Genomic DNA, 17354 nt, shown 5'->3' with positions numbered 1-17354 from the left:
TACTAATTTCTAAATTTATTCGTTTTCAAATAATTCAGCAGGGTTTAACTTAAATTGAAGCATATTTGCTGTGATTCTGCCTCCATCACCGCCTTTTCTTTGCATTGTTATTTTCCCTATTTTGAAATTACCTCTTTCGGTTATTTCAACTGCTCCATTACCAAAATAGTTAAGACAAAAATTCATTGGTTTCAAAATCCATCTTGAATTCGTTTTTGTTTTTTGTGCCACCAACATCCATTCTGCCGCGAATTGACCTCTGCCTTTCAAAATATCCGAAACAATAAGCGATTTATTGGTACTGAGCCATTTTAATATTTCCGCTTGTTCATTTTCTGAAAATTCATTGGCAAACATCCTTCTTTTATCCTTAGGAGTATTAATATTTGGTTGAATTTCTCCTGTATATCGTTTTAATATAGAGACAATTATGGGAGAAATATCCCACATTTCAACATATTTATCTACCCATCTTTTATCTATCTGATTAAACCCTTTTGGATTGCTTATGAGTTTGACTTGTAGATTCTGAGCATCAATCGCTTCTTTTAGTTTTACTGTTATCTGAACTTGAACATCAGTTTTAAAACCACTTAGCTTTATCGCTTTGACAAACTCAATCTCGGATAATTGATATTCCATTTTCAAAAGCCATTTTTGAGCATCATCATCAATTTGCCAAGCATTGAATTTTTCAACAATATCATCCTCGTTAAGAAACCCATTCCTTGCTGTTTGTGAACCTTTTAATTGTTCTTTGTTCATTTTTAAGTAAAATTTTCTGAACTTCTATCATTATTCTTTGCAAAACATTAATCGATACGCTATTACCGAATTGTTTGTATGCTTGTGAAGTATTTGGGGTTATTTTAAAGTCTTCTGGAAACCCCTGCACTCTGGCACATTCTCTTGTAGTTAATCTTCTAATTTTACCATTTATAAAATATAACCCTGTTTTTGCTCCAATTCCGCCTCCGTGTGCAGAAAGTGTAATTGCATGACCACGTATGTCGTAAATACGTTCACCTTGTCCACCTTTATTTACTTTACCAATTTGCAGAGGTTTGTTGATTTTAGTTTTCCCGAAAAGTGTATCTTGAAATAAATACGTTTTGTAAAACTGAATATCATCTCGCTCAATAAATTTTACGTCAACTGGATTTGTTTCTAAAATCTCCTCTACTGAAGTAGGTTCGTTAGTAGGCTTTGGAAATGAAAAGCCATTTGAATCGATATTTGTGAGAAATGCAACAATATAAATTCTCTCTCGGTTTTGCGGCAAACCAAAATTACTTGAGTTTAATATCTTTGTAAAAACTTTATAACCAACACTTTCAAGTGTATATATAACAACTTTTAAAGTTCGGCCTTCATCATGATTAACCAAGTTTTTAACATTTTCTAAGAAAACTACCTTCGGCTTATGAAAATTTATAATGCGAACAATATCAAAAAAAAGTGAACCTCTAATGTCCTCAAACCCCATTTGTTTACCCGAAATAGAAAATGATTGACATGGAAAGCCTGCACATAAAATATCGTGTTTAGGAATATCAATTTCATTTATTTGAGTAATATCTCCGACCGGTCTTTGGTTAAAGTTTGCTTCATAGCTATCGGCTGCGTATTTATCCCATTCTGAGGCAAAAACACATGAAGCACCAAACGATGACAAAGCAATATGAAAACCACCTATCCCTGCAAATAAGTCGATAAATTTATAATCGGACAATATTTTACTTTCAACTTTAATCATTACATCACACCTGAACTTTGCTTTTCCCCCACAAATATAAATAAACCAACCCAAGCCACAAACATACATCAACTTATGATTTGTTTTTCATATCTTTAACCATCAATCTATTCTAAAAACCTTATGAACACTACCGAATTATCTTGGAAATCCTCTGATGGACTCAATATTTATGGCAAAAAATGGGAGTCAACACAACCTACAAAAGCAGTAATTTGCATCATGCACGGTATGGGCGAACATATTAATCGCTATAACCATGTAGCTGAAATGTTTACGAGCAATGGCTACTCTGTAATTGGCTGTGACCACCGTGGTCATGGAAAATCAGAAGGGAAAAGAGGGCATTTTCCAGATTTTGACACATTTTTAAATGATGTTGATACTTTATTGAAAGTAGCATCTGAGCATTTTCCGAATACAAAACAAATTCTTTATGGTCACAGTATGGGTGGGAATTTAGTAGCTAACTACCTACTCCGTCGTCAACCTAAAATTACTGGAGCAATTCTTTCTTCTCCTTATTTTCAATTAGCGTTTCAACCTTCGAAAATTACACTCTTTATTGGACGAATGATGAAAGGAATTTTTCCATCGTTAAGTCTAAGTAGTGGTTTAGATTCTTCGGCCATCTCGAGAGATTTAGAAGAAGTGAAAAAATACAATGAAGACCCTTTAGTGCACGATAAAGTTTCAGCCAAAATGGGTATTGAAATGATAGAAACCGGCCAATGGGCGATTGAAAATGTTGCAAAACTGTTAGTGCCAACTTTACTTTATCATGGCACAGCCGACCGACTCACCTCTCATCATGGAAGCGAACTTTTTGCCCAAAAAGCTGGCAAGAATTTAACTTTTACTTCATTGGAAGGTCTTTATCATGAAACTCATAATGAGCCCGAAAAAGCTGAAGTTTTCAAGAAAATCATTCTTTGGCTCGATAATTTAGTTTAACCCCCTATCTATGTGGGTGTATGCGATACGCCCACTACATTTCCTTTTCATATTACTTCTCTCCGATTGACAAGTTAAAAACTTGTCCTATAATCTTACTATTCTGCTTGGTATAATTTAAACAAATAAAAAAATAGTTATATTTTAATTGTCATAACAAATATTATTTATAATTTTGTATGCACAACAATAGTTAGCAAAGCAATTAATAGAATTTTAGATAAATCATTCAAAAAAATGCCTATCTATCATAAACTTGGGAAAATTCCAGCCAAAAGGCATATTCAATTTGAAAAGCCCGATAGTAGTTTATACTACGAACAATTGTTTGGGACAATTGGCTTCGATGGAATGGCTTCATTGATGTATCACATTCATCGACCAACGCAAGTGATGCAAATCCTTGAAAGTCAAGACTTAACACCAAAATCAGCAAATACGCACAACATGATGATGCGTAAGTTTATTGGTTTTAATGTGGAACCCAAAGATGATTTTCTTGAAAGTCGTGAGCCGATGATGTTCAATAAAGATTGCATCATTGGTATGGCTGCTCCGAAAAAGTCATTACGAGACTATTTTTATAAAAATGCCGATTCAGATGAGCTGTTGTTTATCCATAAGGGTTCGGGAACACTTCGTACTCAACTTGGGAACATTAGTTTTGAATATGGAGATTATTTGATTATTCCGAGAGGAATGATTTATCAGATTGATTTTGATACAGAAGACAATCGAATTTTTTATGTCGAATCCCATTCGCCAATTTATACGCCAAAACGTTACCGAAATCATTTTGGACAACTCCTTGAAAGTTCGCCTTTTTGCGAAAGAGATTATAAACTTCCAGAAGTTTTAGAAACATTCGACCAAAAAGGTGAATTTCTAATTAAAATAAAAAAACAACATCAACTTCATCAATTAGTTTACCAATATCATCCTTTCGATGTAGTTGGTTATGACGGTTACAATTATCCTTGGGGCTTCTCAATTCATAATTTTGAGCCAATAACTGGTCGAATTCACCAACCACCGCCAGTACATCAAACTTTTCAAACTGATGCTTTTGTAGTTTGCTCATTTTGCCCGAGGCTTTACGATTATCATCCAAAAGCCATTCCAGCACCATATAATCACTCAAATATTGACTCCGATGAAGTAATTTATTATGTAGATGGAGATTTTATGAGTAGAAATGATATTGCCAAAGGCCATATTACCATTCATCCTGGCGGAATTCCGCATGGACCACATCCGGGAGCAATGGAGCGAAGCATTGGTAAAAAGGAAACGCATGAATTGGCTGTCATGGTTGATACTTTCCGCCCATTGATGATTACTGAAAATGCCATGAAATATGATGATGGCAAATATTTTCAGAGTTGGATAGATTAGTTAAAACTGAGCGATAGATACCAAAAAGACATTAAGAGCAAGTAGTTTCATTTAGTATTTCTCTATGTTCTTAATGGCTTCGTGTTAATTCAAAATTTATATCAACATTCTAAAAAAAATAATAAAATGCTACTTCAAGAAACTCAAAATATTACCGATCAAAAAAATGATTTCCTACCAATCAATGGCACAGACTACATTGAATTATATGTAGGAAACTGCAAACAAGCTGCCCATTATTACCAAACAGCATTTGGTTTTCAACCTTTAGCTTATGCAGGTTTAGAAACTGGTCTCCGTGACAGAGAAAGTTACGTTGTTCAACAAGGTAAAATTAGATTAGTATTAACTTCTCCTTTACACGGAAATACTGAAATTGGACGTCACATTGACCAACATGGCGATGGTGTAAAGGTTGTTGCCCTTTGGGTTGATGATGCCAGCGATGCTTACTACGAGACCATTTCTCGTGGAGCGAAGCCTTACTTTGAACCCGTTGTTGAAGAGGATGAAAATGGAAAAGTGGTTCGTTCAGGTATTCATACTTACGGTGATACTGTTCATATTTTTGTAGAAAGAAATGCCTATAAAGGTATCTTTTTACCAAATTTCCGACCTTGGAATCCAGTTTATCGCCCTGCTCCAGTTGGTTTGAAGTATATTGACCACATTGTTGGGAATGTAGGTTGGAATGCCATGAACGAGTGGGTAAATTTCTATTCAAACGTGATGGGTTTCAATCAGTTGGTAAGTTTTGATGACAAAGATATTTCTACCGAATATACCGCTTTGATGAGCAAGGTGATGTCGAATGGTAATGGTCGAATCAAATTTCCAATTAACGAACCAGCCGAGGGGAAAAAACGCTCACAAGTTGAAGAATACTTAGATTTTTATGAGGGTGCTGGCGTACAACATTTGGCGGTTGCTACTGATGATATTATTACAACGGTTACGCACTTGCGAAACCATGGTGTTGAATTTTTACAAGTACCAGATAGCTACTACGAAGATTTGCGAAGTAGAGTTGGAGATATTGAAGAAGAAATCGAACAACTTAAAATGCTAGGAATCTTGGTTGACCGTGATGAAGAAGGATATTTACTTCAAATTTTCACTAAACCAATCGAACCACGTCCAACAATGTTCTTTGAAATTATTCAAAGAAAAGGGGCAAAATCATTCGGAAAAGGCAATTTCAAAGCCCTTTTTGAAGCAATTGAACGTGAACAAATCTTAAGAGGAACGTTATAGAATAATTTTAAATCATTCTGAAAATGAATCAAAATTATCAAGCATACACCTCCGCCGACCAAGAAGTTTGGAAATTACTTTTCGAACGACAAATGCAGAAATTACCTGCAATTGCCAGCATTGATTACTTAGAAGGAATTGATAAGGCTGGCTTTACAGCAGAACATATTCCGAATTTTGATACAGAAATAAATCCAAGACTTCAAGCATTAACTGGATGGACAGTTGTGGCGTGTGAGGGTTTAGTACCAATTAAGGAATTTTTCGAACTTTTGGCATCGAAAAAGTTTCCAGCCTCAACATGGCTTAGAACTAAAGAGCAATTAGAATATTTAGAAGAACCTGATATGTTTCATGATACCTTCGGGCATATTCCTTTGTTGACAAATCAAGCTTTTTGCGATTTCCTCGCTGAGTTTAGTGTTATTTCTCTCAAGTATATTCATATTGAAGAAGCAATAAAATTGCTCCAAAAACTTTACTGGTTTACGGTAGAATTTGGACTGATTCGTGAAAATAACCAATTAAAAATTTATGGTGGCGGAATCATTTCTTCAAGCGGAGAAAGTGTCTATAGTTTAGTGAGTGGGGTTCCCGAAAGAGTGACCTATAATATTGAGAAGATTCTAAATACAGAGGTTAAAATTGATGCTTATCAAAAAAAATACTTTGTCATTGAATCTTACGAACAACTTTATCAATCATTAAAAAAATTTGAAGAAATTTTAGAACGTCAATTATTAGTGTATCAATAATTGAAGGATTTTTCTACTTTTGTAATTAATATTGTTTGTAGTAATTGGCAATTAGCTTTTATCTTTGGATATTCTTTGGAATTTTCGCACTTTTATCAATATTTCTTTTGCAAATTTTCATAAAAACCGAATCTCTCAATCAAATATTTACTCTATTAAAAGCTAACTTCCATAACTAAAGTAGAAAAAGACTGAATTTTAAATAAATGACTCACTTAGATAAGCGTTCTTACTATTTCAAGATTGATACCACCATCAAACGAATCAGAAGTTTCATGCAAAAGGGACTTACTGACGGCGGAATTGACTTAACTGTTGACCAATGGGTGGTTATTGACCACATTAAGCCCAAAGCAGGGATTAGTCAAAATGACTTGGCAGTAGATACCGCTAAAGATGCTCCAACGATTACCAGAATCTTAGATTTATTGGTTGAAAAAGGATTAGTTAGACGCCAAATGGCCGATGATGACCGACGTAAATTTAATATTTATTTGACCGAAGAAGGTGAAAAACTGCACGAAAATGCATTAGTGGTCATTGCTGATATTCGAAGGAAATCTTGGGGTAGTTTAACCGATGAAGATTACGACCATCTGGTGAGAATTATGGACACGATTTATAAAAACGTGAGCGATAAATAATCAATAGTTTACAAAATCAGTTTACAATACTGAAGTTTGTAAACTGATTTTGTAAATAATCAAAAAATGAATACTTGGCTCGATATATCTAAAGATAGCGACTTTTCAATATTTAATCTTCCATTCGGAATTTTCAGTAAAAAAAAATCAAAACCAAGCGTAGGTTGCCGAATTGGTGAATGGGTAATTGATTTAGAACTTGCTCGAAAGTTAGGACTACTTGAAATTCCTAGAAATATTTTCAATCAAAATTCTCTTAATCCATTTATTGGGCTGGGGCGTAAACGCTGCAATGAAGTCAGATTACAAATCCAAGAATGGTTATCAGTTGAAAATTCTCCTTTAAAAAGACATTTTTATGCCCTTTTTCATAAAATTGATGAATTAAACTTACACATGCCCGTAAAAGTTGGTGATTATACTGATTTTTATTCAAGCATTGAACACGCGACCAATGCAGGAAAAATTTTCAGACCAGATAATCCACTTTATCCAAATTGGAAACATATTCCGATTGCTTATCATGGAAGAGCCAGTTCGATTGTAGTTTCGGGTACTGATATACACAGACCGATGGGGCAATTTAAACCCGCAGATTCTGCTAGTCCAATTTATGGATATACTAAAGAATTAGATTTTGAATTAGAAATAGGTGCTATTATTGGAAGAAACAGCCAACAAGGAGAACAAATAAAAGTAGCAGACGCCGAAAATTATGTTTTTGGATTTGTACTTTTCAATGATTGGTCGGCTCGTGATATTCAACGTTGGGAAACTTTACCTTTAGGCCCATTTTTAGGTAAAAACTTTGCCTCTTCAATTTCTCCATGGGTGGTAATGATTGATGCATTAGAAGATTTTCGTGTGAATGGCCCCATTCAAGACCCTACGCCATTGCCATATCTACAAGTAGATGGTGCAAGGAATTTTGATATCAAACTTGCGGTTAGATTAAACGAAAGCACCATCTGTAAGACAAATTTTAAATATATGTATTGGAATATTGCCCAGCAAGTAGCCCACCACACGGTGAATGGATGCAACTTAAAAATTGGCGATATTTTAGCATCTGGAACTATCAGTGGCTCTGAAGCAAATTCTTATGGTTCATTACTTGAGCTAAATTGGGCAGGTAAAAACACAATTAGTTTAAACGATGGACAAACCCGAACATATCTCGAAAATGGAGATAGAGTTTCGATGCACGGTTTTTGCGAAAAAGATGGAAAACGTGTTGGGTTTGGAGAAGTCTTTGGTAAAATAGTTTAAATATAGTTTACATCCCCTGCCCGCTTCAAAGGGGAATTATTAAAAAGGGGCAGAAGGTTGTTTTTCAACAAAAAACATGCTAACGTTAAATCCAAAAGAATTAGATTCAAGAGTTTTTTATAGCTACATGACGGGTGCAGTAGCCCCAAGACCCATTGCTTTTGCGAGTACAATTGATAAAGAAGGTAATGTAAATCTGAGTCCATTTAGTTTTTTTAATATTATGGGTATAAATCCCCCAATTTTGGTTTTTGCTCCAAATAATCGAGGACGTGATGGCTCTAAAAAAGATACAATTGTAAATCTTGAAGAAATTCCTGAAGTAGTCATCAATATTGTTGATTACAATATGGTACAGCAAATGTCACTCTCAAGTGTAGAATATCCAAAGGGTACAAACGAATTTATAAAAGCAGGATTTACGGAGGAAAAATCTATTTTAGTTCAACCGCCAAGAGTAAAAGAATCAAAAGCACAATTTGAATGTAAAGTACTGGAAATCAAACAAATTGGCACCATGAACATGGTTATTTGTGAGGTAATTATGGCTCATTTTTCTGAACTAATACTAAATGAACACAACAAAATAGACCAAACAAAAACCGATTGGGTAGCACGCATGGGAGGAGATTGGTACGTGCGGGCGAATAATGATTCGATGTTTGAAGTAGAAAAACCAAACACCAAAATTGGCATTGGTTATGACGCCATTCCTGAAAGTATCAGATTATCTAAAATACTTACAGGTAATCATTTAGGGCAATTAGGAAATATTGAAGAATTACCAAGCCAAGAAGAAGTTTTAGCTTACAAGGAATCTTCAGTCATGCAAAATATTATTGAGCAAGTAATGTACGGCTGTGCATTTCTTGATAATTTATTACATGCCGAAGCAGCCAAATTATTGGAACAAAATAAAGTCAAAGAAGCATGGTTGGTACTATTACAATCGTTTTGACAACCCCACATTCGCACACACCTACGCACAAGGGGGATTTTTTTATCATTTTTTAATCTAAATTTTCAATTAGAATCGGGAGTTGGTCTCCATTTAAAAGATTGATTATCAATGGCTCGCATGGTACAAAGAATACCTTCAAGATGGTCAAATTCATGTTGTAAAAGTTCAGAAATTGCCCCTTCCACTTTCCAAACTTTGGGTTGCCAATTTTCGTCTAAATACTTAATAGTCAATGATTGATGGCGTTTAACTTTGACCAACAAATTTGGGAAAGACATACAATCATCCCAAAGTTCAAATAGCTCTTCACTCAAATTCTCAAATACTGGATTAATAATAATGTATGGAACACTTCCTGAAGGTGTATTCAAATTCAAATAAATTAATCGCTTCATAATACCCAACTGCGGAGCAGCAATTCCACGACCAAATTTGTATTTGGCTCTGATTTCTTCCATAACATTGTGTAAATCAGCCACCCATTCTTTAACCATTGGCAATTCGTTTTCTTGAACAGGCTCGCAAACCTCATATAAACGAGGGTCTCCCAATTGTAGTAAATCGTTAAGGGTTTTCATTGAATTTTATTTAACAAAAATTAACAACCACAAATAAACTAAAAAATACCTACAATCGTTTTTTTGGTGGAGTAAAATTGAACATTCAACACGATGAAAAAATTATTATCAACACTTTTTATTTTATCTTTTCTCAATAGTTTTGGTCAAATAATCACAAAAATGCCCGAGATTGATGACCAAACCAGCTACGAAACCGATATAACAAAAGTTGAAATTCGTGGCAATAATACCATTGTCTATTTCTCCTATCAGATTACCCAAGCAAGCGGAAATAACTATCAATTTCAATTCCCTTATCAAAACCAACCAAGAAGAAATAGTGGTTATACCATTTCTTTTAATCCTAAAAGCTATATTAACGGAAATGGAAAACGATTCAAATATGTTAAATGTACTGGGATTCCCGAATTACCAGAAGAAAAAGAAGTTGTTCCAGGAGAGAAATATAGATTTATAGTGTATTTTGAAAAACTCGACCCCGGTATTGAAACCTTTAATTTGATAGAAGGTAAAAATCGCCCAGAGGATAGTCATAAATATTGGAATTTTTATGGGGTTCATATCAATAACCCATTGGTGCAAGTTCCACCAACTGATACAAAAAAATCAGCACCTAGAGAAGATGAAGAGGTCATGCTTACAATCAAAGGTAAACTAATCGACTCTAAAACCAATAAACCGATTGTTGGTAAAGTTTTGTACCGTTATGACTTTGATGCACAAAAATCTGATTCAGTAAAAACCACTCCGACAGGAGAATTTACCTTTAAAATTAAACCTGAAGCCTATACTTTTATTGCTTCGGCCAAAGGCTATGAAAATACGCAAGAGAGCATGGATTTATCGAAACTAGATAAAAGTCAACTGTTTAATCAGAGCTTTTATCTAAATCCAATTGAGAAAGAAATCAAGAAACCCGAAACAGTCAAAGAAACGCCAAAAGTAGTTGAGAGTAAAAAGGAAGAAAATAAACCAATAATGATTGAGGAAAATAAGTTTAGGCTTGATAAAGTATATTTCGAAATTGGAGAATCAAAACTTTTACCTAATTCGTACGAACAACTGAATGGTTTATTAAAAATGCTCAAAGATGACCCTAAAATGAATATCATTGTTGAAGGTCATACCGATAATGTGGGCGAAGCAAGCCAAAATAAGCGATTATCACTAGAAAGAGCCTACAATGTTAGAGAATACCTAATCAGCAAAGGAATTCCCGGATATAGAATTCAATTCAAAGGTTATGGCGATACAAAGCCAATTGCTGATAATAACACAGAGGAAGGTCGCAAACAAAATAGAAGAGTAGAGTTTTTAATTATTGAGTAAAAATTTAATAAAAAGGGGATTTTTCGCTAATATCGAACAAAATCCCCTTTTTTATGAAAATATGTCTTGCACAAATTCAATCTTATAGAGGTGAAATTGAAAAAAATATACAGAAACACGTAAATTGTATTGTAAAAGCCATTGAAATGAAGGCTGATTTTATCTTCTTCCCAGAATTATCAATCAGCTCCTATGAACCAACACTTGCTAGAACTTTAGCCACAACTCCAACCGATAAACGATTTGACATATTTCAAATGCTGAGCAACCAATCAAATATTACCATTTGTATTGGTGCACCACTTTTACAAGCTCTGGGAGTAAGTATTAGCATGCTTATTTTTCAAAAAAATCTTCCGTTAAAAGTATATTCAAAACAGATTCTTCATGCCGATGAGCTACCCTATTTTGTAACATGTAATGATGAAGTTTTAATTTCGCAGGAAAATAATTTGATTGCTCCAGCGATTTGTTTTGAATCGTTATTAGAAAAACACGCCGAAAAAGCGGCCAAAGCTAAAGCTAATTTATATATAGCTAGTGTTGCAAAATCTACCAAAGGTTTGGAAAAAGCTTATAATCACTACCCAAAAATTGCTCAATGTTTTAATTTAACTGTATTAATGTGCAATTCGGTAGGCCCCGCCGAAGATTTTGTTGCCAAAGGTCAATCGGCTGTTTGGCTTTCAAATGGTGAGGTTTTAGGAAAGTTAGATTCCAATTCAGAGGGTTTGTTATTTTTTGATTCAGAAGACCAAACAACAAGTTCTTTTTACTTTTGAAACAACAACTAAATATTCTTTTAAAAGCGTATATTCTCAATAATATCGCTTGCAATCATACTGGTCATTCCAAATTTTTCAGCTGCTATATCTCCGGCTTTGCCGTGCATATAAACACCCAAAATTGCTGCTTCATCAGGAGAATAACCTTGTGCCAAAAGAGCTGTAATAATACCTGTTAGTACATCACCACTGCCAGCAGTAGCCATACCAGCATTCCCCGATGAATTAAAATGAATCGTTCCGTTAGGTAAAGCTATGGCCGTATTTGCCCCTTTCAAGCAAACAATGAGTTTATTTTGAATAGCTAACTTTCGCAATAGCTCTAACTTTTCATAGTCATTATTCCATGATTGATTAACTAAATTTCTAAATTCTTTGGGGTGTGGAGTAAGAATACTATTTTCTGGAATTTCGTTTGTAAAATCATCACCAAACTGAGAAGCGAAAATATTAAGTGCATCGGCGTCTAAGACCATGGGGATTACCAACTCTTTACATAGCCTACATAGTTTTATCAAGGAAATCCCTGTTTCTTCGTAAACACCAATTCCTGGCCCTACACCCACTGCTTGAAAACGGCTGTTCAAATCTTCAATTTTAAAGTCAGTCGTCAGAAATTTATCATCGTTTAAAACTTCCCAATACATCGCCTCGGGTAAAACTGTTTGCAAAATGGGCAAACCAGAACTTATCGAATGTACCGTCAACTTTCCAACGCCTGAACGCATACAAGCACGTGCACTAAGAATGGCCGCTCCCATCATACCATAGCTTCCAGCAATCAACAAAGCGTGTCCATAAGTACCTTTATGAGAAAATTTTGCTCTTGGCTTAATTAGTTTTTCAACTTCTTGTGGTGTTGAATAGAAAAAAACAACCTCAGCCTTATTGATAAATGTTTGGTGCAAGCCAATATCAACGATGTGCCAATTACCCACAAATTCAGCATTTTGTGGTAACATAAAAGCTAATTTGGGTACTTGAAACGATACAGTATGGAACGCTTTGATAATGGTATCTGATTGATTATTAGGCTTATCCGCTAAAAGACCTGAAGGAATATCTACCGAAATAATCATTGCCTCGCTCTTATTTATTTGTTCAACTACCGTTTTAAGTAAACCTTCGATTGACCTTGAAATTCCCGATCCTAAAAGGGCATCAATGATAATATCACCGCTATTTAAACTTAACGTAAACTGCTCATCATCAATAACATTCACTTCAATTTGAGTTTTTAATCTATTGATATTTATATTAAAATTGTCCGATTCTTTAGACGAATACTTTACCACATATACTTCAACATCATAACCTAAAGGGTGTAACATTCTAGAAATGGCAAGGCCATCACCACCATTATCACCAAGACCACAAAATACTTTTACTTTGTAATCTCCTGTTTCAAAGCTCTTACAAAACCAATTGACAAATGCTCTGGAAGCTCGTTCCATTAAATCTATAGAGGCAATAGGCTCGTGCTCAATAGTAAAACAATCGGCTTCTCTAATCTGATGTAACGACAATATTTTCATTTATGATTCCACAAAAAAACTATTCTAAACTTTTTATCGTAAATTAACAAAAAACTGTAAAAATATATCTGTTAATCCATTGAAAATAAGTGTAATCATACCAACTTATAATGAAGCCGAAAATATTGATGCATTGATAGAAAGAATTCATCAATATGGTGGTGTTCATCTACAAGAAATAATCGTTTCTGATTCTCCAAACTCGGTTGACCAAACTATACAGATTGCTCAGAAATTGGGAGCAAAAACAATTAAGTCTTCAAGAAAAGGTAGAGGGATACAAATGAATGCCGCAGCTAAAATTGCTCAAGGCGAAATACTCTATTTTGTACACGCTGACACGATAATTCATCAAGATTTTGCCAATGATATTATTAAAGCATTGGAAAACGGAATTGACTTTGGTTGTTATAGATACCAATTCAATTCTTCAAATTGGTTATTAAAAATTAATGCATTTTGCACGAGATTTCCATTTATTTGGTGTAGAGGTGGCGACCAAACCCTTTTTATTAGAAAATCTGACTTTGATAAAATGAGTGGTTTTTGTGAAAATCATCAAATTATGGAAGATTATGAGTTTATCTTGAGAGCTAAAAAAGAGCTAAAATTCGGTATTATTCCAAAAAATGTCATTGTTTCTGCCCGAAAATACGAAACAAATTCCTATCTTCGAGTTCAGAAAGCAAATTTTAAGGTAATGAGGATGTTTTTAAGTGGACGTGCCTCGCAACAAGAAATGGTGGAAACTTACCGCCAAATGTTAGATTACCGTTAAATTTTTTTGACACATGAGGGTAATTTACTCTTTGACTGTCATCATTGAAAGAGTAATACCTAAACCTATTAGTTTTTTTATATGTCAGAATTAATTAGTGGAATTCAGCAAGTTGGAATCGGAGTAAGAAATGCCCAAGAAGCGTTTGCATGGTACAATAGAACTTTAGGATTGAATGTCCCGCTTTTTGATGATGTAGCAGAAGCTACACTCATGACCCGTCATACCAATGGTGTCGTTCGTCAAAGAAGAGCCATTTTGGCCCTTAATATGGCTGGTGGTGGTGGTGCCGAAATTTGGCAATCGAATCGGCCAGAACCTCTTGCTCCTAATTTCGAACCTCAAATTGGCGATTTAGGCATTTTTGCCGTAAAAATAAAGTCAACTGATGTTAACCAATTCGCCCAAAAGCAAGGCCTTTCTACAAACCAGTCTCCCGAAAACAAAGCTGTTTCATGGCTCAAAGATAGCTATGGCAACCAATTACAGATTGTAAATGATGATTCTTGGTTCAAAGCTAATATCAGTCTTACTGGTGGCGTTGTAGGCGTTGTAATTGGTGTCAGTGATATTGATAAAGCCCTAAAATTATACAAAGATGTACTTCAAATAAACGAGTTAGTTTATGATAAAACTGGCACTTTTGAAGACTTTAGTTCTTTGGATGCTCAGAACAAGCAATTTCGTAGAGTTTTACTTCGAAAATCAATGAGCAATAATGGAGCGTTTAGTAGATTATTGGGGAATGTGGAAGTTGAATTAGTACAATCATTGGACAGAACTCCTAAAACAATATTTGAAGGTAGAAGTTGGGGAGACCTCGGCTTTATTCACGTGTGTTTTGATACACTTGATATGGATGCCCTGAAAAAACGTTGTGCTGAAAATGGTTTTCCATTTACAGTTGATAGTGCCGACACCTTTGCTATGGGCAAAGCAGGTGGTAGATTTACTTACTTAGAAGACCCCGATGGGACATTAATTGAGTTTGTAGAAACACACAAAGTACCAATTTTAAAGAAAATCGGTTGGTATCTTGATTTGAAGAAAAGAAAAACACAAAAACCTCTACCCAATTGGATGGTTTCAACAATGGGCTGGGGAAAGGTAAAAGCATAATGAAAACGCCCAAATGGGCGTTTTTTTATAGTCAAATTTTTAAGAAATGGCAATAATATATCACATTACCCCACAATCATGGTTCGATAAATTTGAAGGTTTAGACTATTACGAAAGTCCAACTTTCAATGAAGAAACATTTATCCACTTAAGTACTAGCACCCAAGTAGCGGGTGTTTTAGAAAGGTATTATGTTGGTCAAACCAATTTAATAAAACTACATGTTGATACAGAAAAGCTCACTGCTGAGTTAAAATATGAATTAGCCACAAATAATGAATATTTCCCGCATTTATACGGTAGGTTAAATAAAAATGCTGTTTTGGAGGTGGAGAAGATTTGAAAGCTAAGGTAAAAGTGTAGGCTCTAATTACCCACTCGACAAGTATAAATAATTTGGATACTTAATATAAAAGTATCCAAATTATCTTTTCAAAACTAAATCTTACTCCTCTGTAAATTTGCTGTATTTCATCATAAAACTATAGATTCATTTTCTTCAATTCTTCAACGGCATAATTCGCTGCTCTTGCAGAAAGTGCCATGTAGGTCAATGATGGATTTTGACAAGGCGAAGAGGTCATAACTGCTCCATCAGTACAAAAAACATTCTTTACTGCATGATGTTGATTAAATTTGTTGAAGACAGACGTTTTGGGGTCATTGCCCATACGAGCTGTACCCATTTCATGAATACTTAAGCCAATCGTTGCTTTTGAATCAAAACCCTCAATATTTTTAAATCCGGCAGCTTCCATCATTGCAATGGCCTGTTGCTGGGCATCACTTCTCATGGCAATTTCATTTTCTCGATGTTGTGCGTCAAATTTCAAAACAGGTTGCCCCCATTTATCTTTTTGCTCATCGGTCAACGAAACTTTATTTTCAAAATAAGGCAAACATTCCCCAAAAGCATCTAAAATCATTTTCCAGTTACCAAACTCAGTATTTTTTTCTTTAAAATTTTGTCCAAAACCTTCCATCTCCGCATTACTTCCCCAACCATCTCTCCATGTATAAACTTCAAAACCATATCCACGCTTAAAACTTTGTTTATCGCCATTAATATTCCTAAATCTAGGCACATAAAGTCCTGCTGGATGCCTTCCGAAATAAACTTTATCTAAATCTCCATCATATTCTCCGTTCGCACCAACATGAAAATGATGGTCCATTAAATTGTGCCCTAACTGACCACTATCATCCATACCATTTGGAAAACGGTTGGACTTTGAATTCATTAAAATATAAGTAGAGCCCAAGGCTGAAGCATTCAAGAAAATCACTTTTGCGTTAAACTCCAACCATTCATTAGTTTGTTCATCAATGACTCTTACTCCTGATGCTTTACCCGTTTTCTCATCATAGATAATTGAATTTACAATCGAATGCGGTCTAATAGTCAAATTACCTGTTTTACGTGCGGCTGGAATTGTTGCCGATTGACTACTAAAGTACGCACCAAACGGACAACCACGCATACACATATTGCGATACTGACACTTTGCACGCCCCAAACTTAATTGTTCTTCAGTTGGCTCTGTTAAATGAGCTGCTCTTGCCGAAATTACTTTTCTATCAGAAAACTTACCATTGATTGTACTTCTAAAATGGCTTTCTATACAATTATCAGGCATAGCTGGTTGAAAAACACCATCTGGTAATTGTGGAAGACCATCTCTATTGCCAGCTATACCAGCAAAACGCTCAACGTGGTCATACCAAGGAGCGATATCTTTGTATCTTATGGGCCAATCAACAGCAATTCCTTCCTTTGCATTAGCCTCAAAATCAATGTCCGAAAACCTAAACGAATATCTACCCCACATCAACGAACGCCCCCCAACATGATACCCACGAATCCAATCAAACGGTTTCTCTTCGATATAAGGATTCTCTAAATCATTAACAAAATGATGAGCGGTTGCTTCAGTAATAGCAAAACCTGTTCGATTTTGAATTGGATATTTTTTTAAATCTTCATCAGACATTTTAAGATTATGGTGTGGAAATTCCCATGGAGCTTTCATCGCCGTATGGTAATCTTTCACGTGTTCAATCATTCTACCACGTTCAAGCATCAATACTTTAAGACCTTTTTCTGTAAGTTCTTTGGCAGACCATCCTCCTGAAATTCCAGAGCCCACCACAATGGCATCATAGGTAAGTTGTTCTTTGGCTTTTCCTTGAATATTCATTTTGTCGTTTTTGTTTGTTGTATCTCTAATTTGAGTCAGAT

17 protein-coding genes are annotated in these 17354 nt (G+C 35.0%); 12 read left to right on the top strand and 5 right to left on the bottom strand.

Going from position 1 to position 17354, the window contains the following annotated elements; translation table 11 throughout:
- Positions 1 to 15 precede the first annotated feature (15 nt).
- Both EMTOL_RS16570 and dcm read right to left on the bottom strand, forming a co-directional pair.
- Complete coding sequence (locus EMTOL_RS16570; protein ID WP_015030465.1) at positions 16 to 765, bottom strand: PDDEXK family nuclease; 750 nt, start codon at positions 763 to 765, stop codon at positions 16 to 18.
- The gene (gene dcm, locus EMTOL_RS16565; RefSeq protein WP_015030464.1) at positions 713 to 1825 is read right to left on the bottom strand and encodes a DNA (cytosine-5-)-methyltransferase; all 1113 of its coding nucleotides are present in this window, start codon (positions 1823 to 1825) and stop codon (positions 713 to 715) included. The genes EMTOL_RS16570 and dcm overlap by 53 nt, the downstream gene beginning before the upstream one ends.
- Positions 1826 to 1879: 54 nt before the next feature.
- Here dcm and EMTOL_RS16560 point away from each other — a divergent pair, with 54 nt between their 5' ends.
- From EMTOL_RS16560 to EMTOL_RS16530, 7 genes are all read left to right on the top strand, one after another.
- Positions 1880 to 2710, top strand: a complete 831-nt coding sequence (locus EMTOL_RS16560) for an alpha/beta hydrolase (protein WP_015030463.1) — start codon at positions 1880 to 1882, stop codon at positions 2708 to 2710.
- A gap of 237 nt (positions 2711 to 2947) precedes the next feature.
- Complete coding sequence (locus EMTOL_RS16555) at positions 2948 to 4105, top strand: homogentisate 1,2-dioxygenase (RefSeq protein ID WP_015030462.1); 1158 nt, start codon at positions 2948 to 2950, stop codon at positions 4103 to 4105.
- A 126-nt stretch (positions 4106 to 4231) separates the two neighbouring features.
- On the top strand, positions 4232 to 5359 hold the full coding sequence (hppD, locus tag EMTOL_RS16550) for a 4-hydroxyphenylpyruvate dioxygenase (protein WP_015030461.1): 1128 nt from the start codon (positions 4232 to 4234) through the stop codon (positions 5357 to 5359).
- Between the two features lie 23 nt (positions 5360 to 5382).
- Positions 5383 to 6114: a phenylalanine 4-monooxygenase gene (gene phhA, locus EMTOL_RS16545; protein ID WP_015030460.1), complete on the top strand. Its 732-nt coding sequence runs from the start codon at positions 5383 to 5385 to the stop codon at positions 6112 to 6114.
- Between the two features lie 206 nt (positions 6115 to 6320).
- Positions 6321 to 6758 (top strand): MarR family winged helix-turn-helix transcriptional regulator, encoded by a 438-nt coding sequence (locus EMTOL_RS16540; RefSeq protein ID WP_015030459.1) that lies wholly within the window; start codon positions 6321 to 6323, stop codon positions 6756 to 6758.
- Between the two features lie 66 nt (positions 6759 to 6824).
- A complete protein-coding gene (fahA, locus tag EMTOL_RS16535) occupies positions 6825 to 8027 on the top strand; it encodes a fumarylacetoacetase (RefSeq protein WP_015030458.1) in 1203 nt (400 codons plus the stop codon).
- 76 nt (positions 8028 to 8103) lie between these two features.
- Entirely contained in the window at positions 8104 to 8985 is an 882-nt protein-coding gene (locus EMTOL_RS16530; RefSeq protein WP_015030457.1) for a flavin reductase family protein, read from the top strand.
- Positions 8986 to 9050: 65 nt separating this feature from the next.
- Here EMTOL_RS16530 and EMTOL_RS16525 read toward each other — a convergent pair whose 3' ends face one another.
- The gene (locus tag EMTOL_RS16525; protein WP_015030456.1) at positions 9051 to 9566 is read right to left on the bottom strand and encodes a peptide deformylase; all 516 of its coding nucleotides are present in this window, start codon (positions 9564 to 9566) and stop codon (positions 9051 to 9053) included.
- Between the two features lie 93 nt (positions 9567 to 9659).
- Here EMTOL_RS16525 and EMTOL_RS21915 point away from each other — a divergent pair, with 93 nt between their 5' ends.
- Both EMTOL_RS21915 and EMTOL_RS16515 read left to right on the top strand, forming a co-directional pair.
- The gene (locus EMTOL_RS21915) at positions 9660 to 10898 is read left to right on the top strand and encodes an OmpA family protein (RefSeq protein WP_052315401.1); all 1239 of its coding nucleotides are present in this window, start codon (positions 9660 to 9662) and stop codon (positions 10896 to 10898) included.
- Positions 10899 to 10951: 53 nt separating this feature from the next.
- Positions 10952 to 11680, top strand: a complete 729-nt coding sequence (locus EMTOL_RS16515) for a carbon-nitrogen hydrolase family protein (protein WP_015030454.1) — start codon at positions 10952 to 10954, stop codon at positions 11678 to 11680.
- Between the two features lie 20 nt (positions 11681 to 11700).
- Here EMTOL_RS16515 and EMTOL_RS16510 read toward each other — a convergent pair whose 3' ends face one another.
- Complete coding sequence (locus tag EMTOL_RS16510) at positions 11701 to 13218, bottom strand: bifunctional ADP-dependent NAD(P)H-hydrate dehydratase/NAD(P)H-hydrate epimerase (protein WP_015030453.1); 1518 nt, start codon at positions 13216 to 13218, stop codon at positions 11701 to 11703.
- A gap of 79 nt (positions 13219 to 13297) precedes the next feature.
- Here EMTOL_RS16510 and EMTOL_RS16505 point away from each other — a divergent pair, with 79 nt between their 5' ends.
- The 3 genes from EMTOL_RS16505 (at position 13298) to EMTOL_RS16495 (ending at position 15458) form a co-directional block, all read left to right on the top strand.
- Entirely contained in the window at positions 13298 to 13996 is a 699-nt protein-coding gene (locus EMTOL_RS16505; protein ID WP_015030452.1) for a TIGR04283 family arsenosugar biosynthesis glycosyltransferase, read from the top strand.
- Positions 13997 to 14077: 81 nt separating this feature from the next.
- On the top strand, positions 14078 to 15115 hold the full coding sequence (locus tag EMTOL_RS16500) for a VOC family protein (RefSeq protein ID WP_015030451.1): 1038 nt from the start codon (positions 14078 to 14080) through the stop codon (positions 15113 to 15115).
- Positions 15116 to 15161: 46 nt separating this feature from the next.
- Positions 15162 to 15458, top strand: a complete 297-nt coding sequence (locus EMTOL_RS16495; RefSeq protein WP_015030450.1) for a DUF952 domain-containing protein — start codon at positions 15162 to 15164, stop codon at positions 15456 to 15458.
- 139 nt (positions 15459 to 15597) lie between these two features.
- Here EMTOL_RS16495 and EMTOL_RS16490 read toward each other — a convergent pair whose 3' ends face one another.
- Positions 15598 to 17313: a GMC oxidoreductase gene (locus EMTOL_RS16490; protein WP_015030449.1), complete on the bottom strand. Its 1716-nt coding sequence runs from the start codon at positions 17311 to 17313 to the stop codon at positions 15598 to 15600.
- Positions 17314 to 17354: the final 41 nt, after the last annotated feature.

This window comes from Emticicia oligotrophica DSM 17448, assembly GCF_000263195.1.
Taxonomy (GTDB): domain Bacteria; phylum Bacteroidota; class Bacteroidia; order Cytophagales; family Spirosomataceae; genus Emticicia; species Emticicia oligotrophica.
Note: the sequence above shows the minus strand (reverse complement) of the source record. Positions and strands in the feature narration are given on the sequence as shown.